18 protein-coding genes are annotated in these 19,945 nt (G+C 41.1%); 13 read left to right on the top strand and 5 right to left on the bottom strand.

The genetic code is table 11. From position 1 onward, the window contains the following. The first annotated feature begins 421 nt into the window (after positions 1 to 421). The 9 genes from WA1_RS44560 to WA1_RS44515 all read left to right on the top strand — a co-directional run bounded on the left by WA1_RS44560 (position 422) and on the right by WA1_RS44515 (position 8,431). A complete protein-coding gene (locus WA1_RS44560; RefSeq protein ID WP_017744812.1) occupies positions 422 to 1,180 on the top strand; it encodes a DUF4388 domain-containing protein in 759 nt (252 codons plus the stop codon). A 181-nt stretch (positions 1,181 to 1,361) separates the two neighbouring features. Then, entirely contained in the window at positions 1,362 to 1,799 is a 438-nt protein-coding gene (locus tag WA1_RS44555) for an RrF2 family transcriptional regulator (RefSeq protein ID WP_017744811.1), read from the top strand. Between the two features lie 410 nt (positions 1,800 to 2,209). Next, entirely contained in the window at positions 2,210 to 2,719 is a 510-nt protein-coding gene (locus WA1_RS44550; RefSeq protein ID WP_017744810.1) for a GNAT family N-acetyltransferase, read from the top strand. A gap of 322 nt (positions 2,720 to 3,041) precedes the next feature. Further along, positions 3,042 to 3,683 (top strand): flavin reductase family protein, encoded by a 642-nt coding sequence (locus WA1_RS44545; protein ID WP_017744809.1) that lies wholly within the window; start codon positions 3,042 to 3,044, stop codon positions 3,681 to 3,683. 51 nt (positions 3,684 to 3,734) lie between these two features. Continuing rightward, positions 3,735 to 4,778 (top strand): amino acid ABC transporter substrate-binding protein, encoded by a 1,044-nt coding sequence (locus tag WA1_RS44540; protein ID WP_026134814.1) that lies wholly within the window; start codon positions 3,735 to 3,737, stop codon positions 4,776 to 4,778. A 277-nt stretch (positions 4,779 to 5,055) separates the two neighbouring features. Continuing rightward, positions 5,056 to 5,973, top strand: coding sequence for an amino acid ABC transporter permease (locus WA1_RS44530; protein WP_017744806.1), 918 nt, complete (start codon positions 5,056 to 5,058; stop codon positions 5,971 to 5,973). Continuing rightward, positions 5,970 to 6,986: an amino acid ABC transporter permease gene (locus WA1_RS44525; RefSeq protein WP_017744805.1), complete on the top strand. Its 1,017-nt coding sequence runs from the start codon at positions 5,970 to 5,972 to the stop codon at positions 6,984 to 6,986. Before WA1_RS44530 ends, WA1_RS44525 begins: the two co-directional genes overlap by 4 nt. Positions 6,987 to 7,038: 52 nt before the next feature. Beyond that, entirely contained in the window at positions 7,039 to 7,776 is a 738-nt protein-coding gene (locus tag WA1_RS44520; protein ID WP_017744804.1) for an amino acid ABC transporter ATP-binding protein, read from the top strand. A gap of 433 nt (positions 7,777 to 8,209) precedes the next feature. After that, on the top strand, positions 8,210 to 8,431 hold the full coding sequence (locus WA1_RS44515) for a hypothetical protein (RefSeq protein WP_017744803.1): 222 nt from the start codon (positions 8,210 to 8,212) through the stop codon (positions 8,429 to 8,431). Between the two features lie 516 nt (positions 8,432 to 8,947). Here the strand turns inward: WA1_RS44515 and glgB are convergent. The 4 genes from glgB to WA1_RS44495 all read right to left on the bottom strand — a co-directional run bounded on the left by glgB (position 8,948) and on the right by WA1_RS44495 (position 12,404). Then, positions 8,948 to 11,242, bottom strand: coding sequence for a 1,4-alpha-glucan branching enzyme (gene glgB / locus WA1_RS44510; RefSeq protein ID WP_017744802.1), 2,295 nt, complete (start codon positions 11,240 to 11,242; stop codon positions 8,948 to 8,950). Between the two features lie 69 nt (positions 11,243 to 11,311). Then, positions 11,312 to 11,548: a hypothetical protein gene (locus WA1_RS54145; RefSeq protein ID WP_081403064.1), complete on the bottom strand. Its 237-nt coding sequence runs from the start codon at positions 11,546 to 11,548 to the stop codon at positions 11,312 to 11,314. Between the two features lie 10 nt (positions 11,549 to 11,558). Beyond that, on the bottom strand, positions 11,559 to 11,825 hold the full coding sequence (locus WA1_RS44500) for a hypothetical protein (protein ID WP_017744800.1): 267 nt from the start codon (positions 11,823 to 11,825) through the stop codon (positions 11,559 to 11,561). Between the two features lie 375 nt (positions 11,826 to 12,200). Next, positions 12,201 to 12,404 carry a hypothetical protein gene (locus WA1_RS44495; RefSeq protein WP_026134811.1) on the bottom strand — a complete coding sequence of 68 codons (204 nt, stop codon included), beginning with the start codon at positions 12,402 to 12,404 and terminating at the stop codon, positions 12,201 to 12,203. Positions 12,405 to 12,871: 467 nt separating this feature from the next. Here WA1_RS44495 and WA1_RS44490 point away from each other — a divergent pair, with 467 nt between their 5' ends. From WA1_RS44490 to WA1_RS44480, 3 genes are all read left to right on the top strand, one after another. Beyond that, positions 12,872 to 13,555 (top strand): hypothetical protein, encoded by a 684-nt coding sequence (locus tag WA1_RS44490; protein WP_017744798.1) that lies wholly within the window; start codon positions 12,872 to 12,874, stop codon positions 13,553 to 13,555. Positions 13,556 to 13,641: 86 nt separating this feature from the next. Next, positions 13,642 to 15,561 (top strand): peptidoglycan D,D-transpeptidase FtsI family protein, encoded by a 1,920-nt coding sequence (locus tag WA1_RS44485; RefSeq protein WP_017744797.1) that lies wholly within the window; start codon positions 13,642 to 13,644, stop codon positions 15,559 to 15,561. Positions 15,562 to 15,641: 80 nt separating this feature from the next. Next, complete coding sequence (locus WA1_RS44480) at positions 15,642 to 16,457, top strand: carbon-nitrogen hydrolase family protein (protein WP_017744796.1); 816 nt, start codon at positions 15,642 to 15,644, stop codon at positions 16,455 to 16,457. Positions 16,458 to 16,716: 259 nt separating this feature from the next. Here the strand turns inward: WA1_RS44480 and WA1_RS44475 are convergent, their stop codons facing one another. Then, entirely contained in the window at positions 16,717 to 17,286 is a 570-nt protein-coding gene (locus tag WA1_RS44475) for a Uma2 family endonuclease (RefSeq protein WP_017744795.1), read from the bottom strand. 744 nt (positions 17,287 to 18,030) lie between these two features. On the opposite strand from WA1_RS44475, the gene WA1_RS44465 reads away from it, so the two are divergent. Further along, positions 18,031 to 19,857, top strand: coding sequence for a polysaccharide deacetylase family protein (locus tag WA1_RS44465; RefSeq protein ID WP_017744793.1), 1,827 nt, complete (start codon positions 18,031 to 18,033; stop codon positions 19,855 to 19,857). Positions 19,858 to 19,945: the final 88 nt, after the last annotated feature.

The raw sequence follows: 19,945 nt of genomic DNA, 5'->3' as shown, positions 1-19,945 counted from the left end.
AAGTATATTTCTATTATGTTAACTAACTTCACTGCGTAACATCGAATAAATAAAAGCTTAAATAGTAATTATATATTCATGATGAGCAAGCTTATCAAGCATCTATTAATAAGTCATTTGATTGTAAATATATTATTAGGTAGAGCTAAATCTCACTAAATCAGGCTTTTGTGCAGCATAGCCCTACCTACGTATATGTCAAAAATGGAAGAGGATTCCTCTCAGGAATTTTAGAATCAATAATGTTAGTTTAGTACCTATAAAACCTGATAGAAAAGGTAGGAATTGGGGCAGCGATCACACAATATTCCACCCATAATCTACTATGGTATTGAAAAGGGTGTTACAAGATACCCGACTTCTCTAAGAAGTCGGGTATCTAACCGACTTGAGAGATCGGTATTTTAAGGAAATAACCGTGATGGAACTAGAATACCCAGACTTTGTTAATGTCAATAAGAGCTTAACCGTATTGTGTAAACAACGAGCAACAGGAGAACTATTTCTATCGTCAGTCAATAAACACTGGTATTTATATTTTTTTTGGGGACGTTTACTATATGTTACAGGGGGAAATCATCGCGTTCGGCGTTGGTATAGAACAGTTACACAAATCTGTCCTAAATGGAATTTTGAGGAACATAACCTAAATTTGAAAAAGGATGAACTTTGGGAATATCGCTTGCTTAAGTTGGGGATCGAAAAAAAACAGTTGACTTTAACTCAAGCAAAAAGCATTCTTAGCAAGAGTACTGATGAAGTTTTGTTCGATATTATAGGTTATTCTAAATTAAATAGTTGTTGGTTGCCCAAAAAACTACATCCAATTGCTTTATTAGATTTAATACCCTATTTAAATACAGCCGTTGAACTAAGAAAAAAGTGGCGAAATATGAGTTTAGGGCATTTGCACCCTGATGTTGCACCAGTGGTGAACCATCTCCATTTAGAAAACTTTAGATTGTCCAAAGATTGTGTAAAAATCATCCAATACGTCAATGGTGAAAATACAATTTGGGACATTGCTTCACAACTTAAACAAGAAGTCACAGAAGTAGCTAATCACATACAAGATTTAGTCAACCAAAGAGTTCTTAAACTCTCAATTCTTTCAGATCTCCCATTTCCGATAAAAGGCACAAGTTCAACAATCTCATTCCCAGGTTCTACCCTTCGGTAAAAATCTCTGTTCTCTCTTTCCTCTGCGTCCTCTGCGTCCTCTGCGGTTCAAAAAATCACTTTTTAATGGGGCTGAAAAAATTCAATAAATTCTGTTTATAAAATTAATAGAAATAAATATTTGCTCTTATCAATAGAGTTGATTAAAGTAAAATTGACCAGCCAGTCTTAGGCTATTTACAATGAAACTCTCCAACAAATCTGAATACGCAATTCTAGCTATGGTAGCATTGGCTAAGAAATACCACAATAACGAATCGTTACATATTCGAGAAATAGCAGCGTTACAAAAGATACCAAATCGTTATTTAGAACAACTGCTAGCAACCTTGAGATCTGGAGGTTTGATTAAAAGCATACGAGGGTCGAAAGGTGGTTATATTTTGGCACGAGATCCAAAAAAAATTACAGTTTTAGATATTTTGAAGTGCATTGAAGGGGTAGATGCTGCTTTGCCTACAGTCGATTCTGCTTGCGACACAGTAGAAGCAGAAACCATTCAAGAAGTTTGGCTCGAAGCAAATCAAGCAGCACACCAAGTCTTGCAAAAGTACACTCTGCAAGAACTTTGCGATCGACAAGCAACTAGACAGCAAATAGAAAATATGTACTACATCTAAAGATATTTTAATATCGCGAGCCGATGGAAGAACACATAAAGAGTAATAAAAGGTTGTTACTTTGTTGTGGGTTGAGGGTACTAAAAACTGTCATTTATCATTTGTCATTGGTAAAGGTTTTAGAGTTCTTTACATTTTGTAACATAGTTTTGTTTATTTCCGTTTACCTACTTATTATGAATTGTCTCATAAATGGTTATTTATGTTAACTCCTGTATATCTATCGAAAAATAGGATTTAATCTAATTAGTTGGAATATGCTAAACTTATATAGAATTTTATTGAATTCTTAAAATCTACGTAGGTAGTAGTTCTGCCGTACAAAAGCTTAGAATGGTGGGCTTTAGCCCTACCTACAGCAGTCAGTAGAAATATGGTAAACAAATAGTTATGTTAGTCTTTAATGCAAAATGAATTTCTTCGTAACGCAAGCTCGGTCGGAAGAAACTTATCTTGTTTCTGAGATCCTTTTAGAGGCAATATCTTGGCTTGATGCACAAGGTATGAGTCTTTGGCGTCATGATGAAGTTATGCCAGACACAATTCAGTCAGATGTAGATGCAGGGCTTTTTTATCTTGCTTGGGATGCAAGTCAGGCTGTTGGAACTCTCAAATACCAACTTGAAGATGAATTGTTTTGGTCTGATGTGCCGAGAGGCGAGTCAGCTTTTATTCACAAACTTGCTGTTAGACGTGGCTATTCTGGTGGTGTTGTTTCCTATCGCCTTTTGGAATGGGCAGTTGAAAAGTCAAAATCTCAAGGATTGAAATATCTTAGGTTGGATTGTGATGCTTCTCGCCCACAACTCTGCACTATTTATGAAAACTTTGGTTTTCAAAAACACAGCACGAAGCAAGTAGGACTGTTTTATGTTATGCGGTTTGAGTACTCTTTGAGTGGGGGACTTACAGCGATTTAACCTTAACCGTATTTCGAGGCTCTAGCTTGAAAAAGAACTCCACCCCGTTGTTAAGTACAAGCGATTATGGGCTTAAAAAGCCACCTCTCCCATTGGGAGAGGGGGTTGGGGGTGAGGGCGTTTTCACGCTTGGCAAGACATGACTTTTGCTTAAGTTGACACAGATAGCTCGTAAATATACTGCACTTAGTTAAAAATCGCTATATATTAACTTAATATTATTGTTTCTTTCTTCTTCCTTATTTTGAGTGGAAAAGCTGATAATTTTTTTGGCCAATGCCTTATCTCTTCTGAATTTATAGCTTTTTAAAGGAAAACGTAAATGATTATCGACCCCAATCAAATCGACCCAAGAACAGGTTATCAATTACTGATTGGCTCAATTGTTCCCCGACCGATCGCATGGGTTTCTACTATTGCGACAGATGGGACACACAATCTTGCGCCTTTCAGTTTCTTCATGGGCGTGACAGCCAATCCACCAACTCTGGCTATTTCCTCCGGGCTGCGACGCGGTGCTGGTAAAAAGGATACCTTGGTAAATGCAGAATCATCCGGAGAATTGGTGGTTAATGTAGTTGTTGAAGAAATAGAGCAACAAATGAACATTTCCAGCGCCGAATTTCCACCCGAAGTGGACGAGTTCAAAGAGGCGGGACTAACACCGATTCCCTCAGTTAAGGTACGTGCGCCGCGAGTCGCTGAGTCACCAATTAATATAGAGTGTCAGGTTAAGCAAGTGGTATACGTAGGAAACGAAGGCAGTCAATCTGGGTTAATTATTGCTGAAGCACTCCTGTGGCACATACGTGACGATCTGCTCACTCCGCAAAACACAATAGACGTGTCTAAACTACACGCAATTGGACGTTTGTCAGGAAACTGGTATACTCGCACTCGCGATTTATACGAAATTGCTCGTCCAACTAATCAGTCTTTTAATACTAAATCAGGTAGCAGTTGAACGATTAAAAAACATAGATTTTAGAGTACTGCATTTGTAAAGAAGAGGAAAATGATAATGCGTAAATGGCGGTTATTACTATTAGCTACCTTACCACTAGTTCTATCACTTAATGCCTGTGCTGGAGCATCAGGAGGAAATAGTGTAAGTCGGTTGGATACGATTAAAAATCGTGGAAAGCTGATATGTGGTGTCAGTGGAGGGTTACCGGGTTTTAGTTATGTCAAACGTGATGGCGAATATGCTGGAATCGATGTAGATGTTTGCCGTGCGATCGCATCCGCACTTTTTGACGATCCCAAAAAAGTAGAGTTCCGCAACTTAAACTCCAAAGAACGCTTTACGGCTTTACAAACAGGTGAAGTAGACATCCTCAGCCGCAATACAACATGGACAATTAGCCGAGATACTTCTGTTGGGTTGGAATTTGCTCCTGTTGTATTTTACGACGGTCAAGGAATAATGGTGAAAAAAAGTAGCAACATTAAAAAGCTAGAAGAACTCAAAGGGAAATCTATCTGTACTCAAACAGGAACTACCAACGAACAGAACTTATCCGATCGAATGCGTCAAATAGACGTTAATTACAAGCCTCTGGTTTTTGAAGATGTTAACACAGCTTTTGCTACTTACGAACAAGGTCGTTGCGAAGCTGTAACCTCAGATCGTTCTCAGTTGGTTTCTCGCCGAGCTATTATGAAGAACCCAAATGACCATATTGTTTTAGATGCCGTTTTGTCTAAAGAACCCTTAGCACCAGCTGTTGTTAATGGAGATTCTAAATGGTTTGATGTTGTGAAATGGACTGTATTTGCTTTAATTAATGCTGAGGAGTTAGGAGTCAATTCCCAAAATTTCAGTCAACTAGCCAACAGCCCCAATCCAGAAGTGAAGCGCTTGCTAGGTGCAGAAGGCGATCTTGGTAAAGGCACTGGTTTAACAAATGATTTTGTTATACGTATTATTAAGCATGTAGGCAACTATGGAGAAGTTTACGAGCGTAATTTAGGCAAGAACTCTGAATTGAAATTAGATAGAGGTCCAAACAAACTTTGGAACCAAGGCGGTATTCTCTATGCACCTCCATTTCGGTGAGAATTTTGGATTTTAGATTTTAGATTTTAGATTAAGGAATGTTTGCCAACGATAAAGATTTATATCGTCAATTTATACATGAGTTAATCCAAAATCCCAAGTCCAAAATCCCAAGTCCAAAATCCAAAATCCAAAATCCAAAATCCAAAATCCCAAGTCCAAAATCCCAAGTCCACAATCCAAAATCCACAATCCAAAATCCACAATCCAAAATCCACAATCCAAAATCCACAATCCTTAAAAATCCAAAATCCAAAATCCAAAATCCAAAATTCTTATGACTCCTTTTTGGCGCGATAAACGATTTTGGCCTGTTATCAGTCAGCTAATAGTTGTGCTTGCAGTGGTCATTGTAGTTGCGATACTTTGGCACAATGTAACATACAATTTACAACGACTGGGTATCCAACTAGGGTTTGATTTTTTACAGTCCCAAGCATCCTTTGATATTGGCGAAACCCCGATTTCTTTCCAGCCGTCTGACTCCTACAGTCGGGCTTTACTGGTTGGACTGCTGAATTCTTTAAGAGTTGTGATTATTTGTATCATTGCAGCAACAATTATAGGTATAACTGTAGGGGTAGCACAGCTATCAGATAATTGGTTGGTACGAAAGCTGGCTCTAGTTTACGTAGAAATTTTACGCAACACTCCCCTACTTCTACAATTGTTCTTCTGGTACTTTGCTGTTTTTCTCAGTTTGCCAAAAACTGAAACTCAAATTTCCCTTTTTGGTTCGATCGATATTAGCAACCAGGGACTTACACTGCCTTTTGGAATACACTTTTCCCCAGAATTATCCGCATTGATTTTGGGATTAACTCTTTACTCTGCTGCTTTCATAGCAGAAATTGTGAGAGCCGGGATTCTCTCAGTATCAAAGGGACAATGGGAAGCAGCAAGAGCATTGGGTTTAAAACCCAACCTAGTTATGCGACTGGTGATTTTTCCTCAAGCTTTGCGGTTAATTATACCACCACTTACGAGCCAGTACTTAAATATAGCCAAAAACTCCAGTTTAGCGATCGCAATTGGCTACGCTGATATTTACTTTGTTGCATCTACAACTTTTAACCAAACAGGTAGAGCGGTAGAAGTTATGCTTTTAATCATGATGACTTATCTCACAATGAGCCTCATTATTTCTCTGACAATGAATTTCTTTAACCTTAAGGTGCAATTGAAGGAGCGATGAGCCTTTTAAAAAACAAAAGTCCAACAATCTGGCAATGGCTGCGAAAGAATTTGTTTAACAACTGGTACAACAGTATCCTCACTGTTGTTTGCCTGTGGGTGCTTGTCTGGGCAATCAAAAGCATCTTAACGTGGGTATTGACTCAAGCAAAATGGGCAGTTATACAAGCTAATTTCTCCTTATTTTTTGTTGGTCGTTTTCCTCAAGAACTCTATTGGCGACTTTGGCTAGCATTGGTCATTATTCTTGGTCTAACCGGTTTATCATGGGGAGCGATCGCAAAACGGTTTCCTAGCAGGTTCAACACTTGGTTACCCCTTGGGTGGGCGCTATCTTTCCCAATTATTCTGTGGTTAATTGGGGGAGGTTTGGGACTGCAACCTGTAGAAAGCGGTTTGTGGAATGGTTTGCTGCTGACTATACTTACAGCAGCAGTCAGCATATTTATATCTTTTCCCCTAGGGATATTATTAGCGTTAGGGCGTCAAAGTCAGCTATTTTTCGTGCGTTGGTTTAGTATTTTATACATTGAACTTATTAGAGGACTGCCACTGATTGGAATTTTATTCTTAGCCCAAGTGATGATACCCTTATTTCTACCTCCAGAAATTCGCTTAGATAGAGTACTGCGAGGAATGGCTGGCTTAACCTTGTTTAGTGCTGCTTATCTAGCAGAAAATGTGCGTGGTGGGCTTCAATCAATTCCACGCGGACAATTTGAAGCAGCCAGATCGTTAGGGTTTAACACCCCCTTAACTATGCTACTTATAGTTCTCCCTCAAGCACTGCGTGCTGTTATTCCAGCCCTTGTTGGGCAATTCATTGGGTTATTCAAAGATACTTCCCTGTTAGCAATTGTTGGATTATTAGAATTAACAGGAATTGCCCGTTCTATTCTTGCTCAACCCCAGTTCCTCGACCGCTATGCAGAAGTCTATTTATTTATTGGGTTCATCTACTGGATTTTTTGTTACTCCATGTCCCTAGCTTCTCGACGCTTGGAAAATCAGTAATCAGTGACCAGTGACCAGTGACCAGTGACCAGTGACCAGTGACCAGTGACCAATGACAAACCAACAAATTATTCTTGCCGAAGATGTTCAAAAGTGGTATGGAAAATTCCACGTTTTACGGGGTGTAAGCCTAACAGTAAATCGAGGAGAAGTTGTCGTACTTATGGGACCTTCAGGGTCGGGTAAGTCAACTTTTATTCGTACCTTTAATGCTTTAGAAGAATACCAACAGGGACGAATTGAAATTGATGGTATTGCTCTCACAAATGACTTGCGAAACATTGAGAAAATTCGTCAAGAAGTAGGAATGGTGTTTCAACAATTCAATTTGTTTCCTCACCTAACAGTATTGCAAAATATTACTTTGGCACCAATTTGGGTGCGGAAATGGTCAAAGATTAAAGCAGAAGAAGTGGCTATGCAGTTACTGGAAAGAGTGGGGATTTTGGAACAAGCACAAAAGTATCCAGGACAATTATCTGGAGGACAGCAACAAAGGGTTGCAATTGCCAGATCTCTGGCTATGCAACCCAAGATTATGCTTTTTGATGAACCGACTTCAGCTTTAGATCCAGAGATGGTGCGCGAAGTTTTGGATGCGATCAAAACTCTTGCTGCTGATGGTATGACTATGGTTGTTGTTACTCATGAGGTGGGTTTTGCTCGTGAAGTTGCTGACCGAGTCGTTTTAATGGATGGTGGTTTAGTTGTTGAGGAAGCAACTCCGGATGCATTCTTTAAAAACCCCAAGCACGATCGCACTCGCAAGTTTTTATCCCAAATTCTTTAGCAGGTTTTGCGATCGCAATTTGGGAAAGCGAATTCGGAACAAGCGTAGTAAGCGGAACTAAAAAATACAGTAGTTTTATCGATAAACAGATGTTTATGAATAAAAAATTTTAAGAGTCAAAAATTTGACACAGTAGGTAGGGCTAAAGCCCCGAAGCGATCGCTAATTCTCCAAAGGCAGCAAGCAATTGGTCATGAGATCTGCTGTATTCATTACAGCCAGTAGATTTTTACTTCCTCTTGCCAAAGTACTAGAGATTATTCATGAAGACAAATGCATTTATCTATCACTAGAAAGAAGGTAAGAGTTGCGGTTTTTGTAATAATTAATACAACAAATTATTTTTTTTCAATTTACTATTTCTCGCTGAAAGAGGGGAAAGTGAGTAAACACAGGGTCTAGCTACCAGAAATACATCTATTAGTTTGAAGACATGACTCCTACCCGTGTGATTGAAATGACTCCAACCCTTGACCGAGAGGCAATCTTTCTTGAAGCAATCATCCAAACAAAGTCTCTTGCTGAAGAAGGTTCTGATTTTATCAGTAACGATACGTTCCTCTGTCCTCTTGATTTCGTGTCCTTCCTTTACCCTGAACTCGCCCAAGTCGCTCAACAAGTCCTTGAAAAACTGCAAATCCAGTACAGCAAGTAGGGGCGCAAGGCATTGCATCCCTACAATACGATTGAATATAAAGATAAAATTAAGTATATTTGCTTATCTATCTAAAGAAAGAAGTGAAGAAGTTTTGAGGTCTGTCAAACTCAATAATGAAAAGTTAAACACTTTCACTGCTATTAGGGAATGCACTTGTTACTTTCCTACCTGACATCTATCTGCTCCTATTTAAAGAGTACATAACAAAAAAAGGATTTGTTATCTGCTCTTTCAATAGCAACTGAATTTATCTATAGCTATAGGTTTGGGAGAAACAAGCATTTCCTGATAAAGGAATGCTGGATGCAAGAAAACCAAATTTTTTTGCGTCCAGCATTTTTGTTGTGAGTTTGTTTCCAAGAAATAAATCATTCATGTTGTGGGATGGGCGTCCTCGCCCGTCCCTTACTAAGAGCAGGCTTTTCGGCCCGCACCACAAGATGAAATTTTGGGACATTTTTGTATTTGGAAGTCCCTTAATAGCGGGCTTTTCGGCCCGCACCACAAGAAATTTTACGAATTAGCCAACGCTTCTGCTGTCTTCTCCTTATCCAACTTCAGAACCAATACTCCCAGAGGTGGCAAACACAAATCTAAGGAATACGGGCGGCTGTGAAATGACCAATTATCCGTCCACTTACCACCTAGATTACCCATATTGCTACCACCGTACTGACGGGCATCGCTATTGAACAACTCCGTGTAGAACCCTGGCTCTGGAACACCAATACGGTAATGGGAGTGGGGTTGGGGTGTAAAGTTACAAACTGTGACAACGAAATTATCAGAGTCTTTGTCTCTACGGATAAAGGAAACTACACTGTGGCGGTTGTCGCTACAGTCAATCCATTCAAACCCTTCTCTTGCAAAATCTTGGGTGTACAAAGCTGGTTCAGAACGGTAGAGATGGTTGAGTCCTTTAAAAAACTCTTTAAGCTGTTGGTGCGGCTCATGTTGGAATAATTGCCATTCCAAGTCACTCCAAACATTCCACTCACTCCACTGTCCAAACTCCATGCTCATAAACATGGTTTTCTTACCGGGGTGAGTAAACATATACGCAAACAAACAACGCACGTTAGCAAACTTTTGCCATCTATCCCCAGGCACTTTACCAATGATATTGCTCTTACCATGTACCACCTCATCGTGAGACAGTGCCAGCATATAGTTCTCACTGTGGTGATACCACATACTAAAGGTGATATTGTTTTGATGGAATTGGCGGAACCAAGGGTCCATGCTGAAGTAGTCCAGCATATCGTGCATCCAACCCATGTTCCACTTTAAGTTAAAGCCCAACCCTCCCGTGTATGTTGGCCAAGACACCATAGGCCATGCGGTAGATTCTTCAGCAATTGAGACAACGCCTGGAAAATAGCTAAAGATAATGTGATTAACTTGACGCAAGAAGTCGGCTGCTTCTAGATTTTCTCTACCACCATATTGGTTGGTAACCCATTCTCCATCGTTACGGCAGTAATCGAGGTAAAGCATGGAAGCAACAGCATCAACGCGAATACCATCAATGTGGTATTTATCAAACCAAAACAAGGCATTTGCTACTAGGAAATTTCGGACTTCGTTGCGCGAGTAGTTGAACACCAAAGTACCCCACTCTTTGTGTTCGCCTTTACGGGGATCGGCGTGTTCGTAAAGGTGAGTGCCATCAAAAAATGCCAAACCATGACCATCTTTAGGGAAATGACCGGGAACCCAATCGACAATGACCCCAATACCATTTTTGTGGCATTGGTCAACAAAATACATAAAATCTTCTGGTTTACCGTAACGAGAGGTGGGAGCGTAGTATCCGGTGACTTGATAGCCCCAAGAACCATCAAAGGGGTGTTCGGCGACGGGTAGTATTTCAATGTGGGTGTATCCTAAGTCTTTCACATAGGGAATAAGCCGATCTGCTAGTTCTCGGTATGTTAAAAAGCGTGCGCCCGGATTGAGTTCTGATACAGTAACAACGGGTTCGGTTTCGCCGTTTGGTAGTTTGGCTGGTTCTCCACTAGAAGCGTGTAACCAAGACCCTAAATGCATTTCGTAGACAGAAATCGGTTGGGTCAGGGGATCGGTATGACGGCGGCTTTCCAGCCAGTCTTCATCGCCCCAAGCGTAGGACTTTAAATCTGAGACAATGGACGCGGTTTTGGGTCGTGGTTCTTGTTGAAAACCATAGGGATCGGATTTTTCGTAAATGTGACCTTCTATGTTTTTAATTTCATATTTGTAATGTTCGCCTACCCCTAATCCAGGAACAAATAGTTCCCAAATACCGGTTTGCCCTTTACGCATTTGGTGTTTGCGCCCATCCCAACTGTTAAAATCTCCTATAATGGAGACGTTTCGGGCGTTAGGTGCCCAAACAGCAAAGTAAACACCTGCGATCCCGTTGACGTCAGTCAGGTGTGCTCCCAGTTTTTCGTAAATTCGGTGATGGTTACCTTCCCCAAATAGGTGTAAATCAAACTCTGTTAACTTTGGAGAATAGAAGGCGTAAGGGTCATAAATGACTCGCTCGTGTTCTCCTTCTTTAACGCGAAACTGGTAGTTAATCAGCTCTTGTGTTTCTATGGTGCATTCAAAAAAGTGGGGATCGTGAACGGTTTCCATCGGGTACTCCTTCCGTTCTTCTGGAAGGATGACTGTCACTGCACTGGCATTTGGTAGGTAAGCTCGCACAGCCCAAAGATTGCTTTTGCCATTCTCTTCAACAAGATGAGCACCTAAGACTTCAAAGGGGTCGTGATGCTGATTCCAAACTATACGGTTAACTTGTTCTGGGGCTATAGTGGTCATAGACATGAAGCTACCTACGCTAGGTTTAGTAAATTGGCTAAGTAAACTGACTTTTTAAAACTTCTATTACTATTCTTTACATTTATTTGCAAATTTTGTCATTGTAATCATCGTACCTAGGTAAGAAAGTGAGGGAGCAGGGAGCAGGGAGCAGGGAGCAGGGAGCAGGGAGCAGGGAGCAGGGAGCAGAGGTGATAACTCATACTCAATACCTAAATCACCAATCCAAAATCCAAAATCCAAAATCCAAAATCCAAAATCCAAAATCCAAAATCCAAAATCCAAAATCCAAAATCCAAAATCCAATGCCCATCCACTATATGTCTAAAAAAGGAAAAATCTGAAGTAAAAGTTTACGTATCCGTAATAGAAAAACTTGGTCTCTTATCTTGGGATCGAGTTTCGGAGGAGGACTTACTGAAAGTTGTAATTGTAACTTTGAATACTCAGAAGCACTAACAAGACTACCATCAATAGGCGATCGCGCAGCCGTAACAATTTCCATCCGCAAAATTTCTTCCGGTATGTCTTGTAATGGTGGTAATGCCATAACCAACGCCAAGCGGTTATTTAACCCTACCATAATGGTAGTGCTAACGCTTAAAACGATAAGTGTAATTCGCTTCACAATCAAGAACAAGAGGGAGTGGGGAGTGGGGAGTTGGGAGTGGGGAGAACTTCTCCGTGGGATGCTACTAAGAAACCCGGCTTCACTTAGAAACCGGGTTTCTTCATAAACCTGGTAAGGTTAAAGAATACTACCAGATCGATTACTCTGGTAAGGCAAGCACCACACGGGATTGTGAAAATTTAGCCAACAGCAAGAGCGAATGTCTCATGCCTGCTCAAAACACAGCCATCCACCTAAGTTTGTATTTGAAAATGTTGACTTACTTAATTTTCGTGAGAAGCTCTGCAACAATGTCAATTGATCGATAGGCTGTTTTGAAATAAGAACTTAGGGGCTGGGGCTTGCAGTTGGGCTACCCGTAGCAGTTGGTGCAGGAGACGCTGCGCCAGTGTCAGTGGGTTCAGTAGCCGGTGCAGAAGTACTAGCAGGTGATGATGTGTCACCACCAGTGGGTGTAGTGCTGCTCTCGCATGCACCAAGAGCTGCTGCGAGACTTAACATCAAGGTAATGCCAAGGATTTTTACTTTCATAACTCCTCTTTCACCAATTGCGGCAAGAACGAATTTAGCCTGTTGAATACGATACCCTATTTGTTGCTTTTTTTTAAGTGACTTTGGAATACACATTGCAAGAAAAGGTTTCGATTCTTCCTATGGATATAGGCAGAAGGCAAGAAAACATGGTGGATGAACTTCCCAATCGAGTAATGATACCAAAAAATATATTTCTTGCACACTCTTGCCTGTAGAGGCTAGGGGTTGTCATACTAAGGCAATGCGATGCCTCAATGATTAGGGTATCAAATTTTTAGTAAAAATTGCCAAAAAACCTCGTTTCCTTGAGAGACTTGGTTTTCAGGGAGAATGCAAAGATTAGTGCAGCTACCTATCCGAATACGTTGATTCAGTGTAGGGTGTTATTTGATTAATTGACGGTTAACAGTTAATAGTCAGCAGTCAACCACATAGCATTACAGTATTTTTTATCCAAACAAATTATGTCTATTGCTCGCAAATCAGGTGTTTCTGCAACGGGCAGCTTGTCTCAATCAGCAGTTAAAAGTGCCAAAAAACGCCCGAATGGCAACCAAAAAAAACTTTCCACACATCAAGAAGTTGCCCTTCGCGCAAAGCAGTTCAGAGCGAACCCAACTCCAGAGTCTTCCAAACAACGAAGACACTCATCACAAAATCCTCTGCCTCCACTACAGCGCGCTGCAATTAACCCGTTCAGTCCCCAAAAAACTTCCTTTCCTAGGACAGAGGTAAACAAACCAAAAGTAAGAAATATTCCTGTTATGCCTTCCGCTCAGGCTTTCCCTTTGTGGTTGTTCCGCCTGTACGCGATACATCGTTATTCATCTATAGCAGCATTCTTGTTAGTCATTGTAACGCTTGTAGTTTATGGATTAACTGTTTATTCGCAGGAACTTTGGAGCCAATCATACCGCAAACTGCAAAACCTAAACCGCCAAGAACGACAATTGATGACAACTAACGGGGTGCTAAAAAGCAACATGGCAAAACAAGCACAGAAACAACCAGAAAAACTACTATCACCCACTCCCGAACGCATGATTTTTGTAAATCCTGCCCCTGTGACTTCAACCCCCCCATCTACAGATTCCAAAACACCAATTTCTGAAATCCAACAGGAAACTTTAAATCCAACGGGATATTAATTATTGGTTAGTGGTTATTTGTTATTTGTGATTTGCTCACTAACAACTAACAACTAACAACTAACAACTAACAACTAACAAATTTTATGCAAAAATCACCACCAAGCAGAACAAGATTTGGAACTTTTCCCAAACCTGAGTTTATCAAACGACGACAAAGAGGTTCAAAACAAGTTGCACACAACAAACTTATTGAACAAACCTACGAACAAGTTCCGTTAGTCCCCCCAACAGAACGTTTGGAAGCTCGCTTACGCGATGGAGTTAGTAAAACTAAAACCCGATTGTTGATAGTTTGGGGGCTACTTTTTACTGCTGGGCTTGGGCTGGGTTTTAATTTATATCAATTACAAATCGTGCGCGGGTCAAAGCTAACAGAAAGAGCACGAAATCAACAGATGGTTAATTTACGACCTTTTATGCCTCGTCGTCCTGTTGTGGAGCGGAACAGAGATTTGCTAGCAATTGACCGTCCTGTTTACACTTTATACGCCCATCCCAAGCTGTTTTCAAAATCTAACAAAGATATGGCTGTACAGCTTGCGGCTGTATTGGATCGAGATGCAACTGACTTAGAAAAAAAATTTGAGAACAAAAAAACTGGCATTACATTAGCCCTAGCTTTACCAGAAGAAGTTGCCGATCGCCTGAGTGCACTTCACCTAAATGGGCTGGAGTTAATTCAGAAATATTCTCGATTTTACCCACAGCAAGATTTAGTTTCAGAAGTGGTAGGATATGTCAATGTTGACCGTCGGGGTCAAGCAGGTGTGGAATACAGTCAAGAAAAATTACTAGAGCGTTCCGTTCAAACCATGCGCCTTAGTAGAGCGGGGAACGGAGCAATCATGCCAGATTATGCCCCAGAAGGCTTTCTCAATTTTGATGACCTGCGATTGCAATTAACTCTTGATAACCGCTTGCAAAGAGTTGCCCGTTTTGCACTGAAAGAGCAGATGAAAAAATATAAGGCAAAACGGGGAGCAGTTATTGTTATGGATGCTTGGGATGGTTCCATACTTGCTCTAGTGAGCCAACCCACTTATGATGCAAATGAGTATTCCAAAGCAGATATTTCACTGTTTAAAAACTGGACGGTAGCAGATCTTTACGAACCTGGTTCAACCTTTAAACCGTTAAATATAGCTATTGCCTTAGAAGAAGGAATTATCAAACCTGAAGACACATTCAACGATACTGGGTCAATTCAAGTTACCGATCGCACAATTAGAAATGCCGAAAACAAACGTTTTGGACGGATGAACATAGCTCAAGTCTTGCAAAATTCTAGCAATATTGCCATGGTGCAAATTATTCAAAAATTGCGACCATCCGTTTATTATGGTTGGCTGGAACGTTTGGGCTTGGGGCAAAATGTTGATACAGATTTGCCTTTTGCGGTAAACAGTCAGCTAAAAAGTCAAGAACAATTTCTTGCCACGCCAGTTGAACCCGCAACAACTTCCTTTGGTCAGGGCTTTTCTTTAACAGCATTGCAGCTAGTACAAATGCATGGCGCTTTAGCCAATGGTGGTAAATTAGTCTCGCCTCATGTAGTTAAAGCTCTTGTCGATAGTAAAGGACAAGTCCACTATTCGCCCATACGACCAGCCCCTCGCCAAATCTTCTCCTATGCAACCACCCGCAAAGTTATAGAAATGATGGAAACTGTAGTTGATGATGGAACAGGAAAAGCATCTCAAATTCCTGGATACCGAATTGCTGGTAAAACAGGTACATCTCAAAAAGCCAGTGCCTCAGGCGGATATCTCATTGGGGCTAAAATCACTAGCTTTGTGGGTATTATGCCAGTAGAAGCTCCCCGTTATGTAGTGTTGGCGTTGGTAGATGAGCCAAAAGGACAGTACGCTTTTGGTAGTACCGTTGCTGCACCAGTTGTGAAGACAGTGATGGAAGCCCTGATTACCACAGAACAACTTCCACCAAGTAAACTTGTACCAAGTCAACTTATGAATCCAACTCCAACTCCCAGTAGTAAACCTTAGGTGAGCATGGGGCATTGAGTATCATTTGTTCTCTCACTCCCTTCTCTTCTCACAAACATCTACTATTTCGTTTTAAATCTATGAAATCTTATTTAGCCGCCGCTATTCAAATGACCAGTGTGCCTAATTTAGAAAAAAACTTGGCACAAGCTGAGGAATTCATCGATTTAGCCGTGCGCCAGGGTGCTGAATTAATTGGATTGCCAGAAAATTTTCCTTTTATGGGAGAGGAAAGTGAAAAAATGGCTCAAGCTCTGGCGATCGCCCGCGACTCGGAAAAATTTCTCAAAACGATGGCGCAACGCTATCAAGTGACTATCTTAGGTGGCGGCTTTCCAGTTCCAGTAGATGATGGCAAGAAAGTTTACAATACTGCCCTACTCATCGATCCTAGCGGTCAAGAACTTGCCCGCTACCACAAAGTCCATTTATTTGATGTTAACGTTCCTGACGGCAATACCTATCGAGAATCCAGTACAGTGATGGCAGGCGAACAACTTCCTCCCGTCCACTTTTCAGAAGAATTGGGTAATATAGGGCTTTCCGTCTGCTATGATGTCCGCTTTCCCGAACTTTACCGACACATAGCCCATAAAAATGGGGATGTTTTATTTGTTCCTGCTGCCTTTACAGCTTTTACTGGCAAAGATCATTGGCAAGTTCTTTTACAAGCCCGTGCTATCGAAAACACCTGCTATGTCATTGCTCCAGCCCAAACAGGACTTAACTATGCTCGCCGTCAAACCCACGGACACGCTATGATTATCGATCCTTGGGGAGTCATTTTAGCTGATGCCGGGGAAAAACCAGGAGTGGCGATCGCAGAAATTAACCCTTCGCGAATTGAACAAGTGCGCCGTCAAATGCCCAGCTTACAACACCGCATTTTTGTTTAACCTTTCTTTGATTTTGAGGGCTGGAAACTGTTCTTTTTCAGGATAGTTTCACAACAATTTTTCTATAAATGAACCACACCATCTGTAGGGGTGCAAGGTCGCCGCGCCCCTACTTTTGAGAATTGGGAACTGAATAATTTACGCTAAAGAGTCTACCAGTTGTGTGTTCATAGTAGCTTAAATGCACAGACTAGGTATCTGAATTATCCTACGAGTTGATGTTAGCAAAAATCCCCAATTTATCCAGTGTTTGTACTTATCATCCAAACAAACGTTCAACAGAACAACTAAATTCTGGCAAAAGAGGACTGGTTAAATTATCATCTTTATACAAAGTTGCAGCTAGTTTCAAAATAGCATTTTCTCTACGGTAAATTTCCACCTTTTGCCTTTCGCGGTCAAAAATCCAATATTCATTTACTCCTTGAATTGAATAAAGTTTTAATTTTAACTCACGGTCTCGCTTTTCCTGCTTTTCTCCAGGAGACAATACCTCTATTACCAATTCTGGCGCACCTGTCAAATGTCCTGCTTCATCCAATAATTCTGTTAATCGTTGATGACTTGCCCAAACCACATCAGGAATTACGTTGTCAGCATCAGTAAAAATGATACCTGGTGCAAAGGCCACTCTTCCCAATCCAGTCTGAATTGACCAGATTTCTAATTGTGTACCTATTTTTACACAAACTTCTTGATGTTTCCAGTGAGGTGCTTTAGTCACAAATAATTCTCCGTCAATGATTTCATAATGTTTTCCGTCATCTGGAAATAGCTCTAGATCGGCAGTTGTCCACCAAATTTTTTCGGTTGTTGTGGTTGTCGTCATCCGCTCTTACCTCGACTTGTTTTTATGTAAAGAAGCATTTTTGTACTAGATATTGGCACTAACTAGCTGCAGCGATATCACTATCTGCACCATCTTCGTTAAACCCAAATTTATTGTATAATTCCTTAACATTTTGCGGCTCGATTATTTCTGCGAAATGTACCATATTCTGTTGCTCCAATTTCTCTAACGAACACAAAACGAAAACGAAAGGAACATTTTTCCTATCCCATCCAGTCATCTCAGGATAAGAGATATCCAAGAAATAAATTATCCCAGGAATGTGGGACGGGCGTCCCCGCCTGTCCTGCAGGAGTGGCGGGGGGGTCCGTTCTGCATGAGTGGCGGGCGTCTCCGTCCTGCATGAGTGGCGGTCGTCTCCGTCCTGCATGAGTGGCGGGCGTCTCCGTCCTGCATGAGTGGCGGGCGGGGACGCCCGCACCACAAGAAATTTTGGGACAGTTTTTTATTGGAAGTCCCTAAGCTACCATCGTTGTTCTCATCCAAATGAAGTACATATTTATCCGCGTGCGTCTGCTACAGGCTGCGGTTCCTTAATTTAAAAACCCCTATAATCCGACCTACTTCATCCTTTTTTGTAACACTTAAGCAAGCCTTATTTTATACTTAATCTTTTTTAAAGATTTTACATTGTATTTTGAGAAAAAAAAGCCATAATGTGTAGGCGTTGCTGCGATCGCAGTCAAACTACGCTTAGGAGGCAGAATTGTTTTCGTTAAAATTATGAAACTAAAGACAAATACTTATATCTTGAAGCACTTATTTCTTAATCTTCGCCCGCAGAGCTTATTTTATACCTTGATCTGTGGACTGTTTGCGGTTTCCGCTTTTCTTCCAGAACCAGCAGTTGCCCGCCGTGTTAGAAGAGTCATCGAACCTCAAAATACTACTGAGGTCAGTGAAAGCTGCAGTAACACTGATATGGGAATTAACAATCAATTTTCCCTTGTCGCTAGTAATTTTGCTCTTATGTCCACTGTAGTCAGCCAACCAAAAATAGGGCTGACATCCCTCATTGAGTCTTTGGGTCCATACGTCTTTGCCTTCCTAAATCGCAGCAATGGCATTAACCTTCACGAGCGGGCAAAACTAGCAAAAGTCCCAATTCTAATGTATCACGATATACTCCCAAAAAAAGAAGTCTTTTTTGATGTCACGCCTGAAGAATTAGAAGCGCATTTCCAGTTATTAAAAGAGAATGGTATGACTCCCATTACTCTAGACCAGTTAACAACTCACCTGCAAACAGGAGTGCCTCTCCCGGAAAAACCTGTTCTCTTAACATTTGATGATGGTTACGGGGGACATTACGAATACGTTTATCCTTTACTCAAAAAGTATGGCTATCCAGCTGTCTTTTCGATTTACACCAAAGGAGTGGGCAACAATGTAGGTCGAACTCACGTAAGTTGGGAACAACTTAAGGAGATGGTAACCGATCCTTTAGTGACAATTGCCTCCCATAGCGTCAGCCACCCGCCGGATTTAACAGTTCTACCATCAGAAGAAATTAAAAAAGAAGTCGTAGAATCCAAAGCTATTCTTGAGTCTAATTTAGGTATCCCCATTCGTTACTTTACTTATCCTGTGGGAAAATATGATGCCCAAGTTGCAAATGCCGTGCATGAAGCAGGATATCAGCTAGCATTGACAATGAGTGATACGGACGAGAAATATGCCGGTGCATCAGAAAGTTTGCTAGCAGTTTCCCGCTTTGGCCAATCTAGAATCAGAGAAGTGATAACTGAAGCATGGGGTGGTCCGAAATTACCAAGCTGGAAAATCGGCTTTGACTTTACCAGCCCCATACAAAAAAATGACGTAAATATTGACAAAATTCCCTTAGTCTTGGTTTCTGGTGGGAAACCAATCACCATTCACGCGGATAGCCGCTATCAAGTTGCAGAAATTTTAAATAAGAGTGGAACCAATGCTGTTGCTGCTATAGATGGGGGTTTCTTTTCTTTAAAATTCTTAAACTCCAATGTCATGATTGGACCAGTCTACAGCCAGAGTACAAGACAATTTGTTCCTGGCAGTGCGTGGGACATTCAAAAAATAGGCGGACGCCCTTTAGTCTTGATTAATCCTCACTCAGTACGTTATATTCCTTTTGATTCAACAAAGCACAATACTTTAGAGGGGATAAAGGCTGAAATGCCAGATGTGACTGATGCTTTTGTAGCAGCAGCATGGTTGGTTAGAGACGGTCAACCTCAAGAAGCGAGTACTTTTAATGGTCTGTATGGTTTTGATATACCTCGTCATCGGGCTTTTTGGGGTATTAATCAAAACAAACAACCCACTATCGGTGTTTCTCTAGAGTCTGTGGACTCTGTATCTTTGGGAGTTGCACTTGTTAAAGCAGGGTTGCAAGATGTTGTCATGGTAGATTCCGGTCAAAGTGCTGCTTTGGTTTACCAAGGGGAGTCTTTAGTGCGTTACGAACCGCGCCCCGTACCTCATGCAGTTGCACTCTTACCACCCGCATCAGCAACTCATAAACCTTGTGTTCTCGTACAAAATAAAACAAAAAACCGGGGAACTTAAGCACCACCCGGTTGAGTCTTATTAATACTAGAATCCTCAGTGATGTGGGGACACAAGCAAAGTCTGTGTCCCTATTTCCCTATCTGTC

It is taken from the genome of Scytonema hofmannii PCC 7110 (assembly GCF_000346485.2).
Taxonomy (GTDB): domain Bacteria; phylum Cyanobacteriota; class Cyanobacteriia; order Cyanobacteriales; family Nostocaceae; genus Scytonema; species Scytonema hofmannii.
This window is presented reverse-complemented; position numbering and strand designations above follow the sequence as displayed.

What these genes read in the sequence shown, in the direction of transcription:
- WA1_RS44540 (WP_026134814.1), top strand. Translation starts at nt 3,735, where the DNA reads ATGATAATGCGTAAATGGCGGTTATTACTATTAGCTACCTTACCACTA.
- WA1_RS44555 (WP_017744811.1), top strand. Translation starts at nt 1,362, where the DNA reads ATGAAACTCTCCAACAAATCTGAATACGCAATTCTAGCTATGGTAGCA.
- WA1_RS44515 (WP_017744803.1), top strand. Translation starts at nt 8,210, where the DNA reads ATGACTCCTACCCGTGTGATTGAAATGACTCCAACCCTTGACCGAGAG.
- WA1_RS44485 (WP_017744797.1), top strand. Translation starts at nt 13,642, where the DNA reads ATGCAAAAATCACCACCAAGCAGAACAAGATTTGGAACTTTTCCCAAA.
- WA1_RS44465 (WP_017744793.1), top strand. Translation starts at nt 18,031, where the DNA reads ATGAAACTAAAGACAAATACTTATATCTTGAAGCACTTATTTCTTAAT.
- WA1_RS44475 (WP_017744795.1), bottom strand. Translation starts at nt 17,286, where the DNA reads ATGACGACAACCACAACAACCGAAAAAATTTGGTGGACAACTGCCGAT.
- WA1_RS44545 (WP_017744809.1), top strand. Translation starts at nt 3,042, where the DNA reads ATGATTATCGACCCCAATCAAATCGACCCAAGAACAGGTTATCAATTA.
- WA1_RS44560 (WP_017744812.1), top strand. Translation starts at nt 422, where the DNA reads ATGGAACTAGAATACCCAGACTTTGTTAATGTCAATAAGAGCTTAACC.
- WA1_RS44525 (WP_017744805.1), top strand. Translation starts at nt 5,970, where the DNA reads ATGAGCCTTTTAAAAAACAAAAGTCCAACAATCTGGCAATGGCTGCGA.
- WA1_RS44520 (WP_017744804.1), top strand. Translation starts at nt 7,039, where the DNA reads ATGACAAACCAACAAATTATTCTTGCCGAAGATGTTCAAAAGTGGTAT.
- glgB (WP_017744802.1), bottom strand. Translation starts at nt 11,242, where the DNA reads ATGACCACTATAGCCCCAGAACAAGTTAACCGTATAGTTTGGAATCAG.
- WA1_RS44550 (WP_017744810.1), top strand. Translation starts at nt 2,210, where the DNA reads ATGAATTTCTTCGTAACGCAAGCTCGGTCGGAAGAAACTTATCTTGTT.
- WA1_RS44495 (WP_026134811.1), bottom strand. Translation starts at nt 12,404, where the DNA reads ATGAAAGTAAAAATCCTTGGCATTACCTTGATGTTAAGTCTCGCAGCA.
- WA1_RS44500 (WP_017744800.1), bottom strand. Translation starts at nt 11,825, where the DNA reads ATGGTAGGGTTAAATAACCGCTTGGCGTTGGTTATGGCATTACCACCA.
- WA1_RS44480 (WP_017744796.1), top strand. Translation starts at nt 15,642, where the DNA reads ATGAAATCTTATTTAGCCGCCGCTATTCAAATGACCAGTGTGCCTAAT.
- WA1_RS44530 (WP_017744806.1), top strand. Translation starts at nt 5,056, where the DNA reads ATGACTCCTTTTTGGCGCGATAAACGATTTTGGCCTGTTATCAGTCAG.
- WA1_RS44490 (WP_017744798.1), top strand. Translation starts at nt 12,872, where the DNA reads ATGTCTATTGCTCGCAAATCAGGTGTTTCTGCAACGGGCAGCTTGTCT.